The sequence below is a fragment of the Pseudoclavibacter helvolus genome (assembly GCF_049707175.1).
Taxonomy (GTDB): Bacteria; Actinomycetota; Actinomycetes; order Actinomycetales; family Microbacteriaceae; genus Pseudoclavibacter; species Pseudoclavibacter helvolus_A.
In genome coordinates, this window is sequence record NZ_JBNAFM010000021.1 from 31367 (window position 1) to 46551 (window position 15185).

Sequence of the window (15185 nt, forward strand, 5' to 3'; positions counted from 1 at the left end):
CGTGTTCGGTTGGTTCCGCAAGCGGCGACACCCCGAGGGTGACGCCCCGTCGACGACAGAGTCGACGCAGTCGACCCAGCAGCCCGGAGCGGCGGTCCCGCCCGCGCTCCCCCAGCCACAGCCCGGCGCCGTCCCGGCCCCGATCCCAGCCGCCTCAGCACCATCGGCACGTCCGGCCATGCCGCTCGGCGGCCACCCCAACTTCTCTGGCCTCGAGCGACCCAGCAGCGAGCTGGAGCCGCCCCGCCTCCTCGAGCCGAGCGCCATCATGAGCGACGAAGCCCGCGAAGAGCTCACGATGCTGCTCGACGACATGTTCGGCGCCGAGGGCCGCTACCGGCTCGAGTGGCGCCCCGACCGCGAACCCGGCGACGATGCCATGTTCTCGGAGATCATGGTGGCAGACCTGGTCCGACGCATCCAGAACACCCTCGGCTCGGTCGCAGCGCTGGAAGCAGGGCAAGAGGCCCCCGCACGCCTCGCACCGGTGAGCGAACAGGAGCGGCAGCGGGCCATCGAGACGTTTCTCAAGCCAGAAGAGTCACTCGAAGACCTCGTCGAGACAGTGACCCCTCGCCCCGCCGACATCGCTGCGCACGCGTCGGCACCGCGCAAGATCGCCTAAGCCGAGCGCCACTGTCAGACACTGACGCACAGCAACGCCACACACAGCAAAGAACCCCGGTCCGAGTTTCGGACCGGGGTTCTTTGCTGTGCGCGGCGACCGCGACTAGAGCGCGAAGTAGGGCAGCAGACCCGCGAAGACGACGGCGACCACAACGAGGTACCAGACGATGACGATCGTGACCAGGTACGGTGCGAGCTTGCGCCCCACACGCTGCGCGCCGGCACCGAGGTGGCCGTGCGCGAGGTTGAAGATTGTGCCGGTCGTGACGAGCGGAATCGTCGCCGCCCAGATGATCATGCACCAGAGGCACAGTCGAGCGAGCTCGAAGGCGCTGTACCACTGCAGGTAGCTCACGAGCGCAGCGGCGCCGACGAGGCCGACCTGGAAGGCGACCCAGAACCACCGGCGGTACCCGGCGCCGGCGAAGATGCCGGCGCCGATCGCGACCGTCACGGAGAACGCGACGAGACCGATGATGATGTTCGGGAAGCCGAGGATCGCGCCAGCAGAGGATTGCATGGCTGGCCCGCAGGTGACGAAGAGGCTGAGGTCGCAGACGAGCGCTTCGCTTGGTGCCTGCAACTTGTGGATGTACTCGACGGTCAGGAAGAAGCTTGCGAGCAACCCGACGCCGCCGAAGACGACGAGCGCCCACGCGACGGTCCTGGGCGTGCGGACGAGCCAGGGCAGCTTGGATGCGCCACCCTGCTCGTCCTCGGCAGCTTCAGCCAGTTCAGGTGAGCTCGTCACGTTGCGCCGCTACTCGCCCGTGTTCGCGGTGCCGACGAGACCCATGAGGTCCTCGGCAGTTGGAGGCGTTTGCTGCAGCTCTCCGTCTATGAAGATGCTCGGCGTGCCGGAGACCCCGGCCTCACGCGAGGCCGCGGTGTTCGCGGCGGCCCACCCGGAGAACTCTCCGTTGGTCGCAGCCGCGAGTGCCTCGCTGTTGGTCACTCCGAGCTGGCTGAGCGCCGAGGAGTAGTCGGCGGGGCCCCAGTTCGACTGGGTCTGCGCGGGGATGCCGAAGAGGCCGTCGTGCACCGCGAAGAACGCGGACGGCTCGTAGGCGACGGTGGAGGCGATGGCCGCCGCCGCCTCAGCCCCGTACGGCGCGACGATGTTGATGGCGTGGTAGGTGACCTGGGCCTCACCTGCGGCCACGAGGTCGTTGTAGACCGCGCCGGTCTGCTCGTGGTAGTCCACGCAGTGCGGGCACGAGTAGTCGTAGTAGTAGTCGATCTTGACGGGAGCGTCTGCCGCTCCCACGACGATCGCCGAGTTGTCGACGACCTCGATGGGCTGTTCGACGCTGGAGCCGTCGAGACGCTGCACGGCGACAGTGCCGTCGGCCGTGAGCTCGATCTTCTTGCCGAACCAGGTGGAACCGAACACGGCGAGGAGCACGATGGCTCCGAGCACGACGACAGCGCCGACGATGATGCCGAGCTGCGTCAGCACGCGCGTGCGCTTGGCGCGCGCTTCCTCCTGCTTGCGGATGGCGTTGGCCTCCTCGCGAAGCTTTTGGATGTGTTCGCGGTTCTTGTCTGCCATTGCGGCTCTCCTCGGGTTCGACGACCGGCGTCATTGTACGTGAGATCATTTTGTGACCTTCACATACATACTTGCGGCCACAACTATTACATTGTGCACCCCAAGACCGCGATCCCCCTCAGAGAGCAGCTGCCGTGAGTTCCATGTTCCGTTCGCTCCGGGAACGGAACTACCGCATCTGGTTCGCGGGCTCGCTCACCTCCAACGTGGGCACGTGGATGCAGCGCACCGCGCAGGCTTGGATCGTCCTGACGGAGCTCACTGACAACGACGCGACAGCGCTCGGCGTCGTCATGGCACTGCAGTTCGGCCCCCAGCTCCTCCTCGCGCCGTACGCCGGCGTCATCGCCGATCGCTTCTCGAAGCGCAAGGTGCTCATCTGGACCCAGGCGGTGATGGCGGTCCTAGCCCTCGCACTGGGCGCGATCGTCACCGCCGGCGTCGCCGAGCTCTGGCACGTCTACGTCTTCGCCCTGCTGCTCGGCTGCGCCGCCTCCCTGGACGCACCAGCGCGCCAGGCGTTCGTCTCCGAGGTGGTTGGCCTCAAGCTGCTCTCGAACGCCGTAGCGCTCAACTCAGCATCGTTCAACGGGGCGCGGATGCTCGGCCCGGCCGTTGCGGGCGTGCTGACCGTGCTCATCGGGGCCGGACCGGTGATCCTCGTCAACGCGCTCACCTACTTGGCGACGATCGCGGCGCTCCTGGCGATGCGCACCTCCGAGCTTCTGCCCGCTCCCCCGTCGAGACGCGGCCGCGGCCAGATCCGGGAGGGGGTCCGCTACGTCGCGGGACGCCCCGACATCATCGCCGTCCTCGTGCTCGTGTTCCTCCTCGGCACCTTCGGGCTGAACTTCCCGATCTACACCGCCACCATGACGACCATGGAGTTCGGCGGCGGTGCCGACAGCTTCGGATTCCTGTCCTCGATCCTCGCCGTCGGCTCGCTCGGTGGGGCGCTGCTTGCGGCGAAGCGGGAGCGGGCCCGCTTCCGCGTGCTGCTCCTGTCGAGCGGGTTCTTCGCACTGAGCTGTCTCGCCGCTGCGCTGGCTCCCACCTTCTGGCTGTTCGCCATCGCCCTGGTCCCCATCGGCTTCACGTCGCTCAGCGCAATCACGACGGCGAACGCGCTGGTGCAGGGCAGCGTCGAGCCTTCGATGCGCGGACGCGTGCTCTCGCTCTACATGGCGATCTTCCTCGGCGGCACCCCGGTCGGGGCCCCGGTGATGGGATGGATCGTGGAGCTGCTTGGGCCGCGCGCGGCCCTGCTGACCGGCGGCGCGTCTGGCGCCGTCGGGGCGCTGCTCGCCGCGTGGATCCTGCATCGGGCCGGAGCGTTCCGCTGGCGGGACCGTCCCTGGCGAAACCTGGACGACCCCCGCGCCGGCGACCCGCTCTGAGGCACCGCTCGACGCTCGCTCGGGCTGCCCACGGGCAGGGCTGGCTCGGTCGCTCGCACGGCCGCGCGTGCGCCCGCGGATCAGTGCCCGCCGAGCACCCGCCTGAGGTGGGCGTTGTCAAACACGCCGGCAGGGTCGAGCCGTTCTCGGGCCGTGTGGAAGTCACCGAAGCGCATCAGCACGTGCTTGAACTCCTCGGCGCGGACAGTGTGGAAGGCACCCCAGTGCGGCAGCCCGCCGAGCCGCAGGAACAGGTCCTCCGTGGCACGGAAGATGGGACGCGCATCGATGGTCGACGGCACTCGCACGGTGATGTTGCCGACGGTCTTGCCGTAGGCGTTCGAGAGGTAGGCGTCGTCGCCGGCGGTCGTCGAGATGCGGACGGCGTAGGGCAGGTTCAGGTGCTCGCGCTCGATGGTCTCGTCGAGCGCCCGGAGCACCTCCGGGGTCTCGGCGATCGGAAACGCATACTCGAGCGACGCGAAGCGAACGGGCGCCGGTTCGGCGAGTGCTCGCAGTGGCCCGAGCGTCGCCTCGCCGACCGGATGCACGCGGTTCGCAAGCTTGTTGACCGCGGGGGTGAGCAGTGGCAGCGACTTCGACAGTCCGATGGCCAGCATCTCGCCGAGCGCGCCGAAGGACGCTGAGCGGCGGGATGGGGTCGGCTCGTCGGCGATCTCGCCGGACTCACGGAACCCCTGCGTGACGAACACCTCGTCGGTGTGCGGTCGCCAGCTCGCCGCGAAGTGGTCGGCGCCTGATGCCAGCACGGTGAACTCATCCACGAGCTCCGTCATGCGCACCTGCTCTTCCGACGTGCGGATGCGATAGCCGGGGACGATGCGGAACACCAGCTCGGTGAAGATGCCGAGGGCGCCGAGGCTCAGCTTGACCGAAGGCCACAGCTCGAGGTCCTGGGAATCGCTGATCGTCACGACCTCGCCCGTGCCTGCGACGAGCGTTGCGGACAGGAGCTGCGACGAGAGGCTGGCGAATCGGGCCCCGGTGCCGTGGCTTCCGGTCGAGACCGCACCACCCAGGGTCACCGCTGGGTTGTTCGGGATGTTCTCGAGCTGCCAACCGTAGGTCTCGAGGAGGGCGCCCGCCTCGGCGATGGTCGTCCCCGCGCCGAACGACGCCTGCCGACGGTCGAGGTCGATCCAGTTCATGCCTCGCAGACCGCGCGTGTCCAGCAGGATGTCGGGCGCAGCCGCGAGCGCGTTCGAGGTGTGGCTCGACCCAACCGGGCGAACATGCCTGCCCGTTCGGTACGCCTCGGCGACGACCTGCTGCACTTCGGCCGCCGTTCGCGGGGCGACGATGCTCGAGGGGTTGGCGCGTGCGGTTCGCGGCCAGTTCGCCCAAAGTTCACCGGGTGCATTCGTCACGGAATCCGCCTCCTCGTCGTCGGCGCGATCCGCGCCAAGCCAGTGCATGCCCATTCTGCCAGCACCGCGCCTCCGAGAATGGCACAGAGCGGCGCTGCGAGCGTGCTTCCGGAGCATGCAAGAAGGCCCGGTAGCTGGCGAGAGCTACCGGGCCTATCTCGTACACCCCCTCGGACTTGAACCGAGAACCCATTGATTAAGAGTCAATTGCTCTGCCAATTGAGCTAGAGGTGCATGTCGTTCCGTTTCCGTGGCGACCGAGAGAGCATAGCACTGTTTTGAACACGAAGTCCAATCGGCCCCAACATGCCACGATTGGGGACATGACGACATCAACTCCGGCCCGACTCGAGCCAGGTGCAAGCGCCCCCGACTTCACCCTCACCGACCAGGATGGCGACACCGTCTCGCTCGCCGACTACCGAGGCAAGCGAGTCATCCTCTACACGTACCCAGAAGCCTTCACCCCCGGATGCACGGCCGAGGCCTGTGACTTCCGCGAGAGCGATGCCCCCCTCCGCGCAGCCGGCTACACGATTCTCGGGATCTCGTCCGACGAACCCGAGAAGCTGGCCGAGTTCCGTGAAGCCGAGCACCTCGACTTCACGCTCCTGAGCGATGCCGACCACGCGGTGCAGACCGCCTACGGCGCCTACGGGGAGCGCAATAAGTACGGCCGTGTCGCCGTTGGCCCCATCCGCTCCACCTTCATCATCGACGAAGCGGGAAAGATCGAGCACGCCATGTACAACGTGCGGGCCGCGGGCCACGTCGCACGCATCCTCAAACTCCTCGAGGTCTAGCGAGCAACCTCGTCATCGTCGCGGCGCAGTGCACGGCCGGTCGCCGGATGCACGGCCGCGACGATGCCGAGGATGCTGATGCCGACGAGCGCCCAGCCGATCCATACCGCGATGTCCCCCTGCAGGAACACCCAGGCGACTGCCAGCTGCATAATCTGCCAGGTGATGGCGGCTCCGCGCACCCAGGAGCGCATGCGGAACGCGGCGCCTGCGACCAGCGCGAGCAGCACCGTGCCCAGCAGCGCGAGGCCAGCAAGCGCAAGGGATGAGACGAAGAAGTCGGCCTCCTGCGCGGCCGTCTCGAGCACCAGGAACACCGTCGCCGCCGCGAGCACCGCGGCCTCCAGCGCGAGGACTCCGGCGAGCAGCAGGACGGTCGCCGGGCGCTTGGTGGTGCCTGAGCTCACGAATTACCCCTTGCCTGGAAAATCACGCTGTGGCAAAATCTTTCTCTAGGTAGAGATACCCGGAGGTATGCAAAATCGAGGCCAAGTCTATAGGCCAGTCACCGCATCCCGGGTTCACGAACTTCGCTCCCAGCGGAGCGTTTTTGTGCGCGAGGCGCACTCGATAAGGAGCACCACTGATGGATTGGCGCGATACTGCCGCCTGCTTGGACGCAGACCCTGAGCTCTTCTTCCCGGTCGGCAACACCGGCCCGGCTGTCGACCAGATCGACGCAGCGAAGGCGGTCTGCGCATCCTGCAAGGTCACGGAGGTTTGCCTCCAGTACGCACTCGACACGGGTCAGGATTCCGGCGTCTGGGGCGGCCTCTCTGAAGACGAGCGCCGCGCTCTCAAGCGCCGCGCGGCGCGCGCTCGCCGCGCTTCCTAAGCGACACCGAACCGCGGCTCCGCCGCGAATCGCCCAACGGGCGGCGTCTAGACGCCGCCCGTTTCGCGTTTCCATCGGCTCGGGATCCGGAGCTTGACCTGGGTGCCCTGCCCAGGCTCTGAGTGCCACTCGATGGAGCCGCCCAGCTCCCCTTCGACCAGGGTGCGCACGATCTGCGTGCCGAGCCCGGCACCGATGCGACCGGTGACGAACCCTGACCCGGTATCTGCGACGGTGACGGACAGTCCGCCCGGCGTCTGCTCGGCGGTGACGGTCACCTCGCCCTCCTGCCCGGCGAGTCCGTGCTCGACCGAGTTCGTGACGAGCTCGGTGAGGGCGAGCGCGAGCGGCGTCGCGTACTCGCTGGGCAGGGTGCCGAAGCGGCCGTTCACGACGGGTCGGACCACGGTGTTCGACGATGCCGAGACCTCGGTGATGAGCTTCATCACGCGCAGGAACACCTCGTCGAAGTCGACCGTCTGCGAGAAGCCGCCGGAGAGGGTGTCGTGGACGACGGCGATGGAGGACACGCGCCGCATCGCCTGAGTGAGCGACTCGCGTGCCTCGTCGCTGCGGGAGCGCCTCGCTTGGATTCGCAGGAGCGCCGCGACCGTCTGCAGGTTGTTCTTCACGCGGTGGTGGATCTCGCGGATCGTGGCGTCCTTGGTGATGAGCTCCTGCTGCTGGTGCCGCACGTCCGTGGTGTCACGGCAGAGCACGATCGCTCCGGTGCGCTCGCCGTGCGCGCGGAGCGGCAGGGCACGAAGCGTCACGGTGATGTCCCGCGCCTCGACATCGGTCATCCAGGGGGCCCGGCCGGTGACCACGAGGGGAAGCGCCTCGTCGACGGTGACTCGGCTCTTGTCGTGGACCAGCGCGGAGGCCACCTCGGAGAGCACCTCCCCCTCGAGCTCGCCCCCGAAGCCCAGCTTGTTCATCGCGCTCAGCGCGTTGGCGCTCGCGAAGGTGACGACGCCGTCCTTGTCGAGCCTGATGAGCCCGTCGGAGGCACGCGGGGCGCCTCGCCTCGAGATCTGCGGCGCCTCGGGGTCTGGGAAAGCCCCTTCCTCGATCATCGCGAAGATCTCGTCCGCGCAGTCACGGAAGGTCTCCTCCTGTCGCGTGATCGAGCGCGTGCTGCCGAGGTTGGTGTGCCTGGTGATGACCGCGATGGGATGCTCGCTGACGCCTTCGCCGGGGACCCGGCAGAAGACCGGGGTCACGAGGAGCTGGGTGGGGATCTCGTCGAACCAGTCTGGCTCGGTCGACCGGACGGTGATGCCTTCCTCGTAGGCGCGTCGCACGGCGACTGCCCATTGCTCGCGCACGGACTGCCCGATGAGGTCGCGGTAGAAGAGCGTGGGGGCGCTCGACGGCCGCCCCTGGGCGACGGCAACGAAGTCGTCGTCCTTCGTGTGCACCCACAGCACGACGTCGGCGCACGAAAGATCGGTGAGGAGCTGCCAATCGGCGCTCAGCTGCAGGATCCACGACTGCTCAGTTTCACTGAGGGTTCCGCGGCGCTGGAGTTGCGATGAGAGACTCGACACTCGGTCAGCTTAGGAGTTCTGAGCTTGCAGTTCGCCACGACCGCGCCAGAATCGACGAATTGCGCCACGTCTCGCCGCTACCGCACGCTGCACAGGCAGGGCGGACGCGTCCGACGACGCCGCCAGCAGTAGGTCGGCGACGTACCGTCCGATCGCGCGCGAGAACACCGAGCGTGGGCTCGCGTGGGTGACCGGTTCGCCCGCAAGGAGGGCGCGATCGCACGCGGACTGGTCGAGCGGGATGAGCGCGGTCGGCTCCAGGCCCGCGAATCTGGCGAGCACATGCCGGATCTGCCCCGAGGCGCCGAACCCGACGGCGTCAGCGCGCACCCGGTTCACGATCAGATCCACCGCGGTGTCGCCCACGATCTCGACGAGCGTGAGCCGCGCGCGCAGGAAGCGCTGCAGCCCGACTGCCTGACCGTCTGCAACGGCCAGCACACGATCGGCCGCAGTGAGGGCCGTGAGCGTCGCCGCGGATCGGCGCGGGGAGAAGGCGTCGCTGGCGATCTCGTCGTCGCGCTCGAGGCTGAACCCCACGTCGACGACCACCAGGTCGGCCACCTCGCGACACTTCTCAAGCACCGTGAGAACTCGGTCGCGCGTGAGCTCCGGCCATCGTGCTGGGTTCGCAATGCCGGTCAGCACGAGCAGCTCGCCGGCCCCAAGCTGCCGAGACACGCTGATGCGCTCCAGCTCGGGGAGCGTGAGCCTCGCCGCGCCCGCGAGGCGACAGGCTGACGCGAAGCCCGGGGCTTCGTCGGTGATCCCGAGCATCGGAGCGAGCGATCCGCCGAAGGTGTCCGCGTCGATGAGCAGCACCCGCTGGCCCGCGTCAGCGGCGTTGGCGGCGACGGCCGCAGCGATGGTGGATGCGCCCGGTGCGCCGTGCGGACCCCAGACCGCCAGCAGCAGGCCTCGCCCGTCCGCTCGCACGCGCCGAAGCGGCGGCGGAGTTCCCTTCGTGCTCGGTTCCGGCGCACGCGCCGGACGGTTCCGCTCCCGCGACCGAGCCCCGGCTCGACGATCGGCACGGGACGACTCTGCACGGGACGACTCTGCACGGGACGAGCGGACGAGTTGCGGCTCGGTCGTCGCAGCCTCCCGGTGCGTCGTGGAGTCCGCCGTCGCCAGCCCGTCGCGAGGCGGTCCCGGCACCGGGGGACGCGCGAAGGCGAGGGACTGCTGCGCGATCGGGCCCGTTTCGACGTCGCGCGACGAACCACGTCGCCGAGCGGCCAGCAGCACTTCGATCTCGCTCCAGCTCGCAGCCGCATCCACCACCTCGGTCGACCCGAGCGCCTCGGCGTTTCGCCGCTCCAGGTCGGTGCCGACCATCACGACCGCCCGGACCCCGAGCCGTTCGCAGGCCGCGAGGCTGCGTGGCGTCAGGGTCTCCGGAGCTCCTTGCAGCACGACGATGTCCGGCCTGAGTCGCTCGAGTGCCGTCGACGCCGCGAGACCGCCCGATACTCGGTCCACGATGTCGTGGCCCGCTGCGATGATGCCCTCGAGCAGCCTCGCCTCGATCTCGAAGTCGATGGCCAACAGGATTCGAGACACGTCACTGCCCCTGTTCGGTGAAGACGGGGATGAGGGCAAGCCTCGAGTCATTGTTGATCACCGCGAGCAGCGCCGGGATCTCAACTTTCGGCACGAGCAGTTCCACGCGCTCCTCCCTCATCGACGACAGCGACCCCTCGCTCGGGAGAATCTTCGAGACGACCGCGTGCGCGGACGTCAGAACCGGCGCGCCATAGGTACCCGGGGTGGTCTCCTGGCTCGACCAAAGCTCCACGGCGCTGCCCGACCCAAGCTCCGTCGGCAGGCCGCCGGAGACCTCGACGATCACCGTGGACCTGCTGGCATCTGCGTCACCGAGCACCGACCTGGGCACGAGCTCGCCGGACTGCACCGCCTGCATCACGATGAAGTCGCCGGCCGGCGCCGTCTCCGCAGTGAGATAGGCGTCTGCGCTCGCCCCAAGTGCGACCTCGACGGCCACGAGGTCGCCGAGCGTGATCTTCTGCCCAGGCGCGATCGTCGAAGCGGCAGCGTAGGCGATCTCCGTGCGATTGCCGATGACGAGCACCCCGACGACCCCGAGGACCGATGCGACGACGAGGATGGCACCGAGGAACAGCCTCGGATCGACCCAGCGTCGTGGCCTGCGAGTCTTCGTCACACTCATCTACGCCTCCCCCAGCGTTGCCCGCCGAAGTGACGGCGGCTCAGCCATGGTGGCGCAGTGGGCGCGTCCCCGCAGAAGTTATCCACAACTTGTACCGTTCTCTGGTTGCCGCGCGATAATCGACGGCATGAACGCTTCCGTTGACCCCCAGTCAATCGGCCGTTTCCTGACCCTCGCCGAGGTCTGCGAGATCCTCAACGTCACCTTGGATGTGGCGACCGGGCTCGTGCAGAGCGGGGAGCTGCCTGCGATTCGCATCGGCGGTGTGGGTGAATGGCGTGTCGGGCGCAGTGTGCTCGAGCAATACATCGACGATCAGTACGAGTACCAACGCCGCGTCTCCGCGCTCCGGCAAGGAGCGTTCGCCGACACGGGTGACTTCCTCGCCTCGGAGCCGCTCTAAGACGACACCCCGAGGCTCCGACCGTTGCTCTGACCTGCCCTCGCGCGCTCGGCGCTCAGCCCGGGACGCTGCGCGGACGTCAGTCACCCTCGAGGACAACGAGGCGGAGGTCGTCGAACGGGAGGATCCGATAGGCCACGACGTCCTTCGCTCGCCGGGCCACGCCGCGCTCGTGCACCGCGACATCGACGTGGTCGCGCGCGACTCGGTCGATTGTTCCGACGATGCTCCCCGTAGTCACGACGAACTCGCACTGCTGCCGTCGGCGTCCGAGGTCGCGCAGCGCGAACGCCAGGCCGAGGCGCCCGGAGAGGTCGCCCGGGCCGCTGGCCGCCGGCTCACGCAGACTCGCGAGCAGCTGCTCCTCGGAGAGGACGAGGGATGCGATTCCCGCTGTCGGGACAATGCAGACCCGAGCGCGTCCCGACTCGGCGAGCAGCTCCGCGGAGAGCCAGTCGCTGCCGAAGGTCCTCGGTCGCACCGCGACGATCGATCCGTCCGAGAGCTGGAGCGAGACGGGACCGAGCTCGCGCTCCGCGAGCGCGACGAGCCGTTCGCGGACCGTCAAACGTCCGACGCGGAGCCGCTCGTCTTCGACGGCGCGTCTGGCCGCCTCGTCGTCGAGCCCTCCCTGCAGCTCGCCCGCGAGGTCTTCAAAGAGGTCGTCCCACCGCACCTCGTCAGCGTAGGGTGCGCCGCATCCACGGCGGAAGTTATCCACAGGGGAGTTCGAACCTGGCGACGGAGGGGGAGCGCGTGGTTTCATGACGCCAGGCGGTTCGGGGGGAATCGCCTAGAACCATTCGGGGGCCGCATGTTGCCATCGCGCGGCATCGGGGCGCTACGCGCCGTCGATGCACCACTCTCATCGACGCCGTCCGGCGCAGGCGAGCTCATCGACGCCGATCCGCTCTTCAGGCGCGAGCGGACGGCCGCGAGCGACCTCCCTGATCCGAGGCCGCTCATCTCGAACCTCGCGCGAAGCGTCGTCGAGGTCATCGCCGGGGTCAGGGACATCGAGCAGCTCTCGCGGTGGGTCACCGACGACGTCTTCCGCCACCTGCTCATCCGCACGCAGCACGCCGCGAGAGCACGACAGGCGAGGAAGCGCCCGACGCGTCGTCCGAACTTCCACGAGCTGAGCTTGCGGGTCCAGGAGACCAACGACAACATCGTCGACGCAGTCGTTGTCCTCGACTTCGGCGCACGGGTCCGAGCGGTCACGGTCCGCTTGGAGGGGCTCGACCGCCGCTGGCGTGCATCCGCTATCCACGTGCTCTGACGGCGCTCTGGCGTCACCTCGGCACGAGACAGCGACATCGACAGCAACAGCACGGCAACAGATCAGCGGGCGCACCCGGATGGGTGCGCCCGCTGAGTCAGTTCACAGCTCGCAGCTCAGAGGGGACGGCGCGCTACTTCTTCCGACGTCGCTGCGCGCGGTTGCCAGCAGGCTGGTTTCCGGACCCCGGGGTCGCGCCCTTGCCGAACGAGCTGCCCGCGACGGGGCCGCTGTTCGCAGCGGGCTCACCCTTTTCGGCGGCCTGTCGCTTGGCCGGGTTGCCCGAACGCGAGGCAGGCTGGCGAGGGCGCGTGCCGCCCTGCGGACGGCTCGAGGTCGGAGCAGCCGGCTCCTCCCCCGCTTCGTCACGCGCCTGATCGAGCGCCGATGACGTGCCGAGATCGCGTTCCCTGCGCTTGGCCTCGGCCGTCGCCCGCTGGTTGAGCTGGCCTCGCTCATTGCGCACCTCGACCTCGCCCTGGTCGGTCGCGGCGGAGTAGCTCAGCGCGGTCTGGGCCTTCTCATCGAGTCCCTTGGCGACGATCTGCACGTCTGGAGTCTCGCTGGCAGACGGGGTCTCGTCCTTCTTGACGGTGACCTCGAGGTTGTAGAGGAAGCCGACCGACTCTTCACGGATGCTGCCGAGCATCTGCTGGAACATCGCGAAGCCCTCGCGGGTGTACTCGACGAGCGGGTCGCGTTGCGCCATGGCACGCAGGCCGATGCCGTCCTTGAGGTTGTCCATCTCGTAGAGGTGGTCGCGCCACTTGCGGTCAATGACGCTCAGTACGACGCGGCGCTCGAGCTCGCGGGTGGCCTGCTCGCCGATCGACTCCTCGCGGCGCTCGTACGCGTGCCGCGCATCCGAGAGCACTTCCTCCTCGAGCAGCTTGCGCGTGAGCTTGCTGCGCCCACCCGCTTCCTCGAAGAGCTCCTCTTCGGTGATGCCGACCGGGTAGAGCTGCTTGAGGTCGGTCCACAGCGCATCAAATTCCCAGTCGTCACCGGTGCCTTCACCGGTGTGCTCCTGGATGATGTCGTCGATCGCGTCCGTGAGAAATTTCTGCACCTTGTCGGCGATGTCATCGCCTTCGAGGATGCGGCGGCGGTCGCTGTAGATCGCCGTACGCTGCTCGTTGAGCACGTTGTCGTACTTGAGCACGTTCTTGCGGATCTCAGCGTTGCGCGACTCCACCTGCGACTGCGCGGAGCGGATCGCCCTCGACACGATGCGGGACTCGAGCGCGAGGTCGTCTGGGGTGCCATCGCCCGCCATGATCGCCCGAGTGGCGCCGGTGTTGAAGAGGCGCATCAGGTCGTCGGTCATCGACAGGTAGAAGCGGCTCTCGCCCGGGTCACCCTGGCGACCGGAACGGCCTCGGAGCTGGTTATCGATGCGGCGCGACTCGTGGCGCTCGGTGCCGAGCACGTACAGTCCGCCAGCTTCAGCGACCTCGTCGGCCTCGCTCTTGACCTGCTCCTTCATGGAGCCGAAGACCTCGAGCCACTTCTCGTCGTACTCGTCGGCGTTCTCTTGCGGGTCGAGCCCGAGCGCCGTCATCTCGGCGACAGCCAGGAACTCCGCGTTGCCACCGAGCATGATGTCGGTACCGCGCCCTGCCATGTTGGTGGCGACCGTCACGGCGCCCTTGCGACCCGCCTGCGCGATGATGGCAGCCTCACGCGCGTGGTTCTTCGCGTTGAGCACCTCGTGCTTGATGCCGCGCTTGGCGAGGAGCTTCGACAGATACTCGCTCTTCTCGACGCTCGTCGTGCCGACAAGAACGGGCTGACCCGTCTCGTGGCGCTCGACGATGTCCTCGACCACCTGGTCGAACTTCACCTTCTCGTTCTTGTAGACGAGGTCGGGGTTGTCCTTGCGCTGCATCGGGCGGTTCGTGCGGATGGGGACGACGCCGAGCTTGTAGGTGCTCATGAATTCGGCGGCCTCGGTTTCGGCCGTACCGGTCATGCCCGCGAGCTTGTCGTACATGAGGAAGTAGTTCTGCAGGGTGACCGTCGCCATCGTCTGGTTCTCGGCCTTGATCTGCACCCCTTCCTTGGCCTCGATCGCCTGGTGCAGTCCTTCGTTGTACCGGCGACCCTTGAGGATGCGCCCGGTGTGCTCGTCGACGATGTTGACTTCGCCGTTCTGCACGACGTATTCCTTGTCGCGCTTGAAGAGCGCTTTCGCCTTGATGGCGTTGTTCAGGAACGAGATGAGTGGCGTGTTCGCGGACTCGTAGAGGTTGTCGATGCCGAGGGCATCCTCCACCCGGTCGATGCCCGGCTCGAGGACGCCGATCGTGCGCTTCTTCTCGTCGACCTCGTAGTCGCGGCCTTCCTTCAGCTTGCGCACGATGGAGGCGAACTCGGAGTACCAGCGGTTCGCGTCGCCCTGCGCTGGGCCGGAGATGATGAGCGGCGTGCGCGCCTCATCGATGAGGATCGAGTCGACCTCGTCGACGATCGCGAAGAAGTGCTCACGCTGCACCATGTCCTCAGACCGCCAGGCCATGTTGTCGCGCAGGTAGTCGAAGCCGAACTCGTTATTGGTGCCGTAGGTGACGTCGGCCGCGTACTGCTCGCGGCGTTCCGCCGGCGACTGGCCGGAGACGATACATCCGGTGGTCATGCCAAGGGCGCGGAAGACGCGGCCCATGAGGTCGGACTGGTAGGTGGCGAGGAAGTCGTTGACAGTGACGACGTGCACGCCCTTGCCCGCGATCGCGTTGAGGTAGGCGGGGAGCGTCGCGACGAGCGTCTTGCCCTCACCCGTCTTCATCTCTGCGATGTTGCCGAGGTGGAGCGCCGCACCACCCATGATCTGCACGTCGTAGTGCCGGAGGCCGAGCACTCGCCCTGCCGCCTCGCGAACCGCGCCGAACGCCTCGGGAAGGAGCGCATCCAGCGACTCTCCCGCCTCGTGGCGTTCCCGGAACGACGCCGTGATGTCGCGAAGGTCTTCGTCGCTGTACTCCTTGAACGCGTCCTCGAGGCGTCCGACCTGCTTGGCGATGCTCTCGAGCTTTCGAAGGGTGCGCCCTTCGCCCATGCGGAGAATCTTCTCGAGAACTGAGGCCAAGGTCTGCTCCTACTGGTTGACGCAAGCGGCGCGAGAGCGCACGGCGAAGCACAGCCCGTGCTGTGCATATTC

General features: G+C 67.7%; 15 protein-coding genes and 1 tRNA gene. 6 read left to right on the forward strand and 10 right to left on the reverse strand.

What is annotated here, in order from left to right; genetic code table 11:
- Position 1: 1 nt before the first annotated feature.
- Positions 2–625, forward strand: a complete 624-nt coding sequence (locus ACPYN9_RS15025) for a hypothetical protein (protein WP_424467354.1) — start codon at positions 2–4, stop codon at positions 623–625.
- Positions 626–730: 105 nt separating this feature from the next.
- On the opposite strand, the gene ACPYN9_RS15030 is transcribed toward ACPYN9_RS15025, so the two are convergent.
- Both ACPYN9_RS15030 and ACPYN9_RS15035 read right to left on the reverse strand, forming a co-directional pair.
- Positions 731–1378 (reverse strand): vitamin K epoxide reductase family protein, encoded by a 648-nt coding sequence (locus tag ACPYN9_RS15030; protein WP_424467355.1) that lies wholly within the window; start codon positions 1376–1378, stop codon positions 731–733.
- 9 nt (positions 1379–1387) lie between these two features.
- Entirely contained in the window at positions 1388–2179 is a 792-nt protein-coding gene (locus tag ACPYN9_RS15035) for a DsbA family protein (RefSeq protein ID WP_424467356.1), read from the reverse strand.
- A gap of 143 nt (positions 2180–2322) precedes the next feature.
- On the opposite strand from ACPYN9_RS15035, the gene ACPYN9_RS15040 reads away from it, so the two are divergent.
- Positions 2323–3576 (forward strand): MFS transporter, encoded by a 1254-nt coding sequence (locus ACPYN9_RS15040; RefSeq protein ID WP_424467378.1) that lies wholly within the window; start codon positions 2323–2325, stop codon positions 3574–3576.
- Positions 3577–3656: 80 nt separating this feature from the next.
- On the opposite strand, the gene ACPYN9_RS15045 is transcribed toward ACPYN9_RS15040, so the two are convergent.
- Complete coding sequence (locus ACPYN9_RS15045) at positions 3657–5012, reverse strand: D-arabinono-1,4-lactone oxidase (RefSeq protein ID WP_424467357.1); 1356 nt, start codon at positions 5010–5012, stop codon at positions 3657–3659.
- A gap of 113 nt (positions 5013–5125) precedes the next feature.
- Positions 5126–5198 (reverse strand) — tRNA-Lys (locus ACPYN9_RS15050).
- 89 nt (positions 5199–5287) lie between these two features.
- Between ACPYN9_RS15050 and bcp the strand changes: the two genes are divergently transcribed.
- Positions 5288–5767, forward strand: a complete 480-nt coding sequence (gene bcp / locus ACPYN9_RS15055; protein ID WP_424467358.1) for a thioredoxin-dependent thiol peroxidase — start codon at positions 5288–5290, stop codon at positions 5765–5767.
- Here bcp and ACPYN9_RS15060 read toward each other — a convergent pair.
- A complete protein-coding gene (locus tag ACPYN9_RS15060) occupies positions 5764–6174 on the reverse strand; it encodes a hypothetical protein (RefSeq protein ID WP_424467359.1) in 411 nt (136 codons plus the stop codon). The two genes, bcp and ACPYN9_RS15060, sit on opposite strands and share 4 nt — an antisense overlap.
- 179 nt (positions 6175–6353) lie before the next feature.
- On the opposite strand from ACPYN9_RS15060, the gene ACPYN9_RS15065 reads away from it, so the two are divergent.
- Positions 6354–6602: a WhiB family transcriptional regulator gene (locus ACPYN9_RS15065; protein WP_068476994.1), complete on the forward strand. Its 249-nt coding sequence runs from the start codon at positions 6354–6356 to the stop codon at positions 6600–6602.
- A gap of 47 nt (positions 6603–6649) precedes the next feature.
- Here the strand turns inward: ACPYN9_RS15065 and ACPYN9_RS15070 are convergent, their stop codons facing one another.
- Genes ACPYN9_RS15070 through ACPYN9_RS15080 form a run of 3 tightly spaced genes read right to left on the reverse strand, consistent with a single transcriptional unit; the run spans position 6650 to position 10343 of the window.
- Entirely contained in the window at positions 6650–8152 is a 1503-nt protein-coding gene (locus ACPYN9_RS15070) for a sensor histidine kinase (RefSeq protein WP_424467360.1), read from the reverse strand.
- A gap of 9 nt (positions 8153–8161) precedes the next feature.
- Positions 8162–9715, reverse strand: a complete 1554-nt coding sequence (locus ACPYN9_RS15075; RefSeq protein WP_424467361.1) for an AAA family ATPase — start codon at positions 9713–9715, stop codon at positions 8162–8164.
- A gap of 1 nt (position 9716) precedes the next feature.
- On the reverse strand, positions 9717–10343 hold the full coding sequence (locus ACPYN9_RS15080) for a hypothetical protein (protein WP_424467362.1): 627 nt from the start codon (positions 10341–10343) through the stop codon (positions 9717–9719).
- 127 nt (positions 10344–10470) lie between these two features.
- On the opposite strand from ACPYN9_RS15080, the gene ACPYN9_RS15085 reads away from it, so the two are divergent.
- Complete coding sequence (locus ACPYN9_RS15085; RefSeq protein WP_424467363.1) at positions 10471–10746, forward strand: helix-turn-helix domain-containing protein; 276 nt, start codon at positions 10471–10473, stop codon at positions 10744–10746.
- Positions 10747–10825: 79 nt separating this feature from the next.
- On the opposite strand, the gene ACPYN9_RS15090 is transcribed toward ACPYN9_RS15085, so the two are convergent.
- Positions 10826–11422: a hypothetical protein gene (locus ACPYN9_RS15090; RefSeq protein ID WP_424467364.1), complete on the reverse strand. Its 597-nt coding sequence runs from the start codon at positions 11420–11422 to the stop codon at positions 10826–10828.
- Positions 11423–11560: 138 nt separating this feature from the next.
- Between ACPYN9_RS15090 and ACPYN9_RS15095 the strand changes: the two genes are divergently transcribed.
- Positions 11561–12028, forward strand: coding sequence for an Rv3235 family protein (locus ACPYN9_RS15095; protein WP_424467365.1), 468 nt, complete (start codon positions 11561–11563; stop codon positions 12026–12028).
- Between the two features lie 133 nt (positions 12029–12161).
- On the opposite strand, the gene secA is transcribed toward ACPYN9_RS15095, so the two are convergent.
- Positions 12162–15113 (reverse strand): preprotein translocase subunit SecA, encoded by a 2952-nt coding sequence (secA, locus tag ACPYN9_RS15100; RefSeq protein ID WP_424467366.1) that lies wholly within the window; start codon positions 15111–15113, stop codon positions 12162–12164.
- Positions 15114–15185 lie beyond the last annotated feature (72 nt).

Coding starts and splice junctions, on each gene's coding strand:
- ACPYN9_RS15035 (WP_424467356.1), bottom strand. CDS start 2,179: ATGGCAGACAAGAACCGCGAACACATCCAAAAGCTTCGCGAGGAGGCC.
- ACPYN9_RS15040 (WP_424467378.1), top strand. CDS start 2,323: ATGTTCCGTTCGCTCCGGGAACGGAACTACCGCATCTGGTTCGCGGGC.
- ACPYN9_RS15045 (WP_424467357.1), bottom strand. CDS start 5,012: ATGCACTGGCTTGGCGCGGATCGCGCCGACGACGAGGAGGCGGATTCC.
- bcp (WP_424467358.1), top strand. CDS start 5,288: ATGACGACATCAACTCCGGCCCGACTCGAGCCAGGTGCAAGCGCCCCC.
- ACPYN9_RS15065 (WP_068476994.1), top strand. CDS start 6,354: ATGGATTGGCGCGATACTGCCGCCTGCTTGGACGCAGACCCTGAGCTC.
- ACPYN9_RS15080 (WP_424467362.1), bottom strand. CDS start 10,343: ATGAGTGTGACGAAGACTCGCAGGCCACGACGCTGGGTCGATCCGAGG.
- ACPYN9_RS15085 (WP_424467363.1), top strand. CDS start 10,471: ATGAACGCTTCCGTTGACCCCCAGTCAATCGGCCGTTTCCTGACCCTC.
- ACPYN9_RS15095 (WP_424467365.1), top strand. CDS start 11,561: ATGTTGCCATCGCGCGGCATCGGGGCGCTACGCGCCGTCGATGCACCA.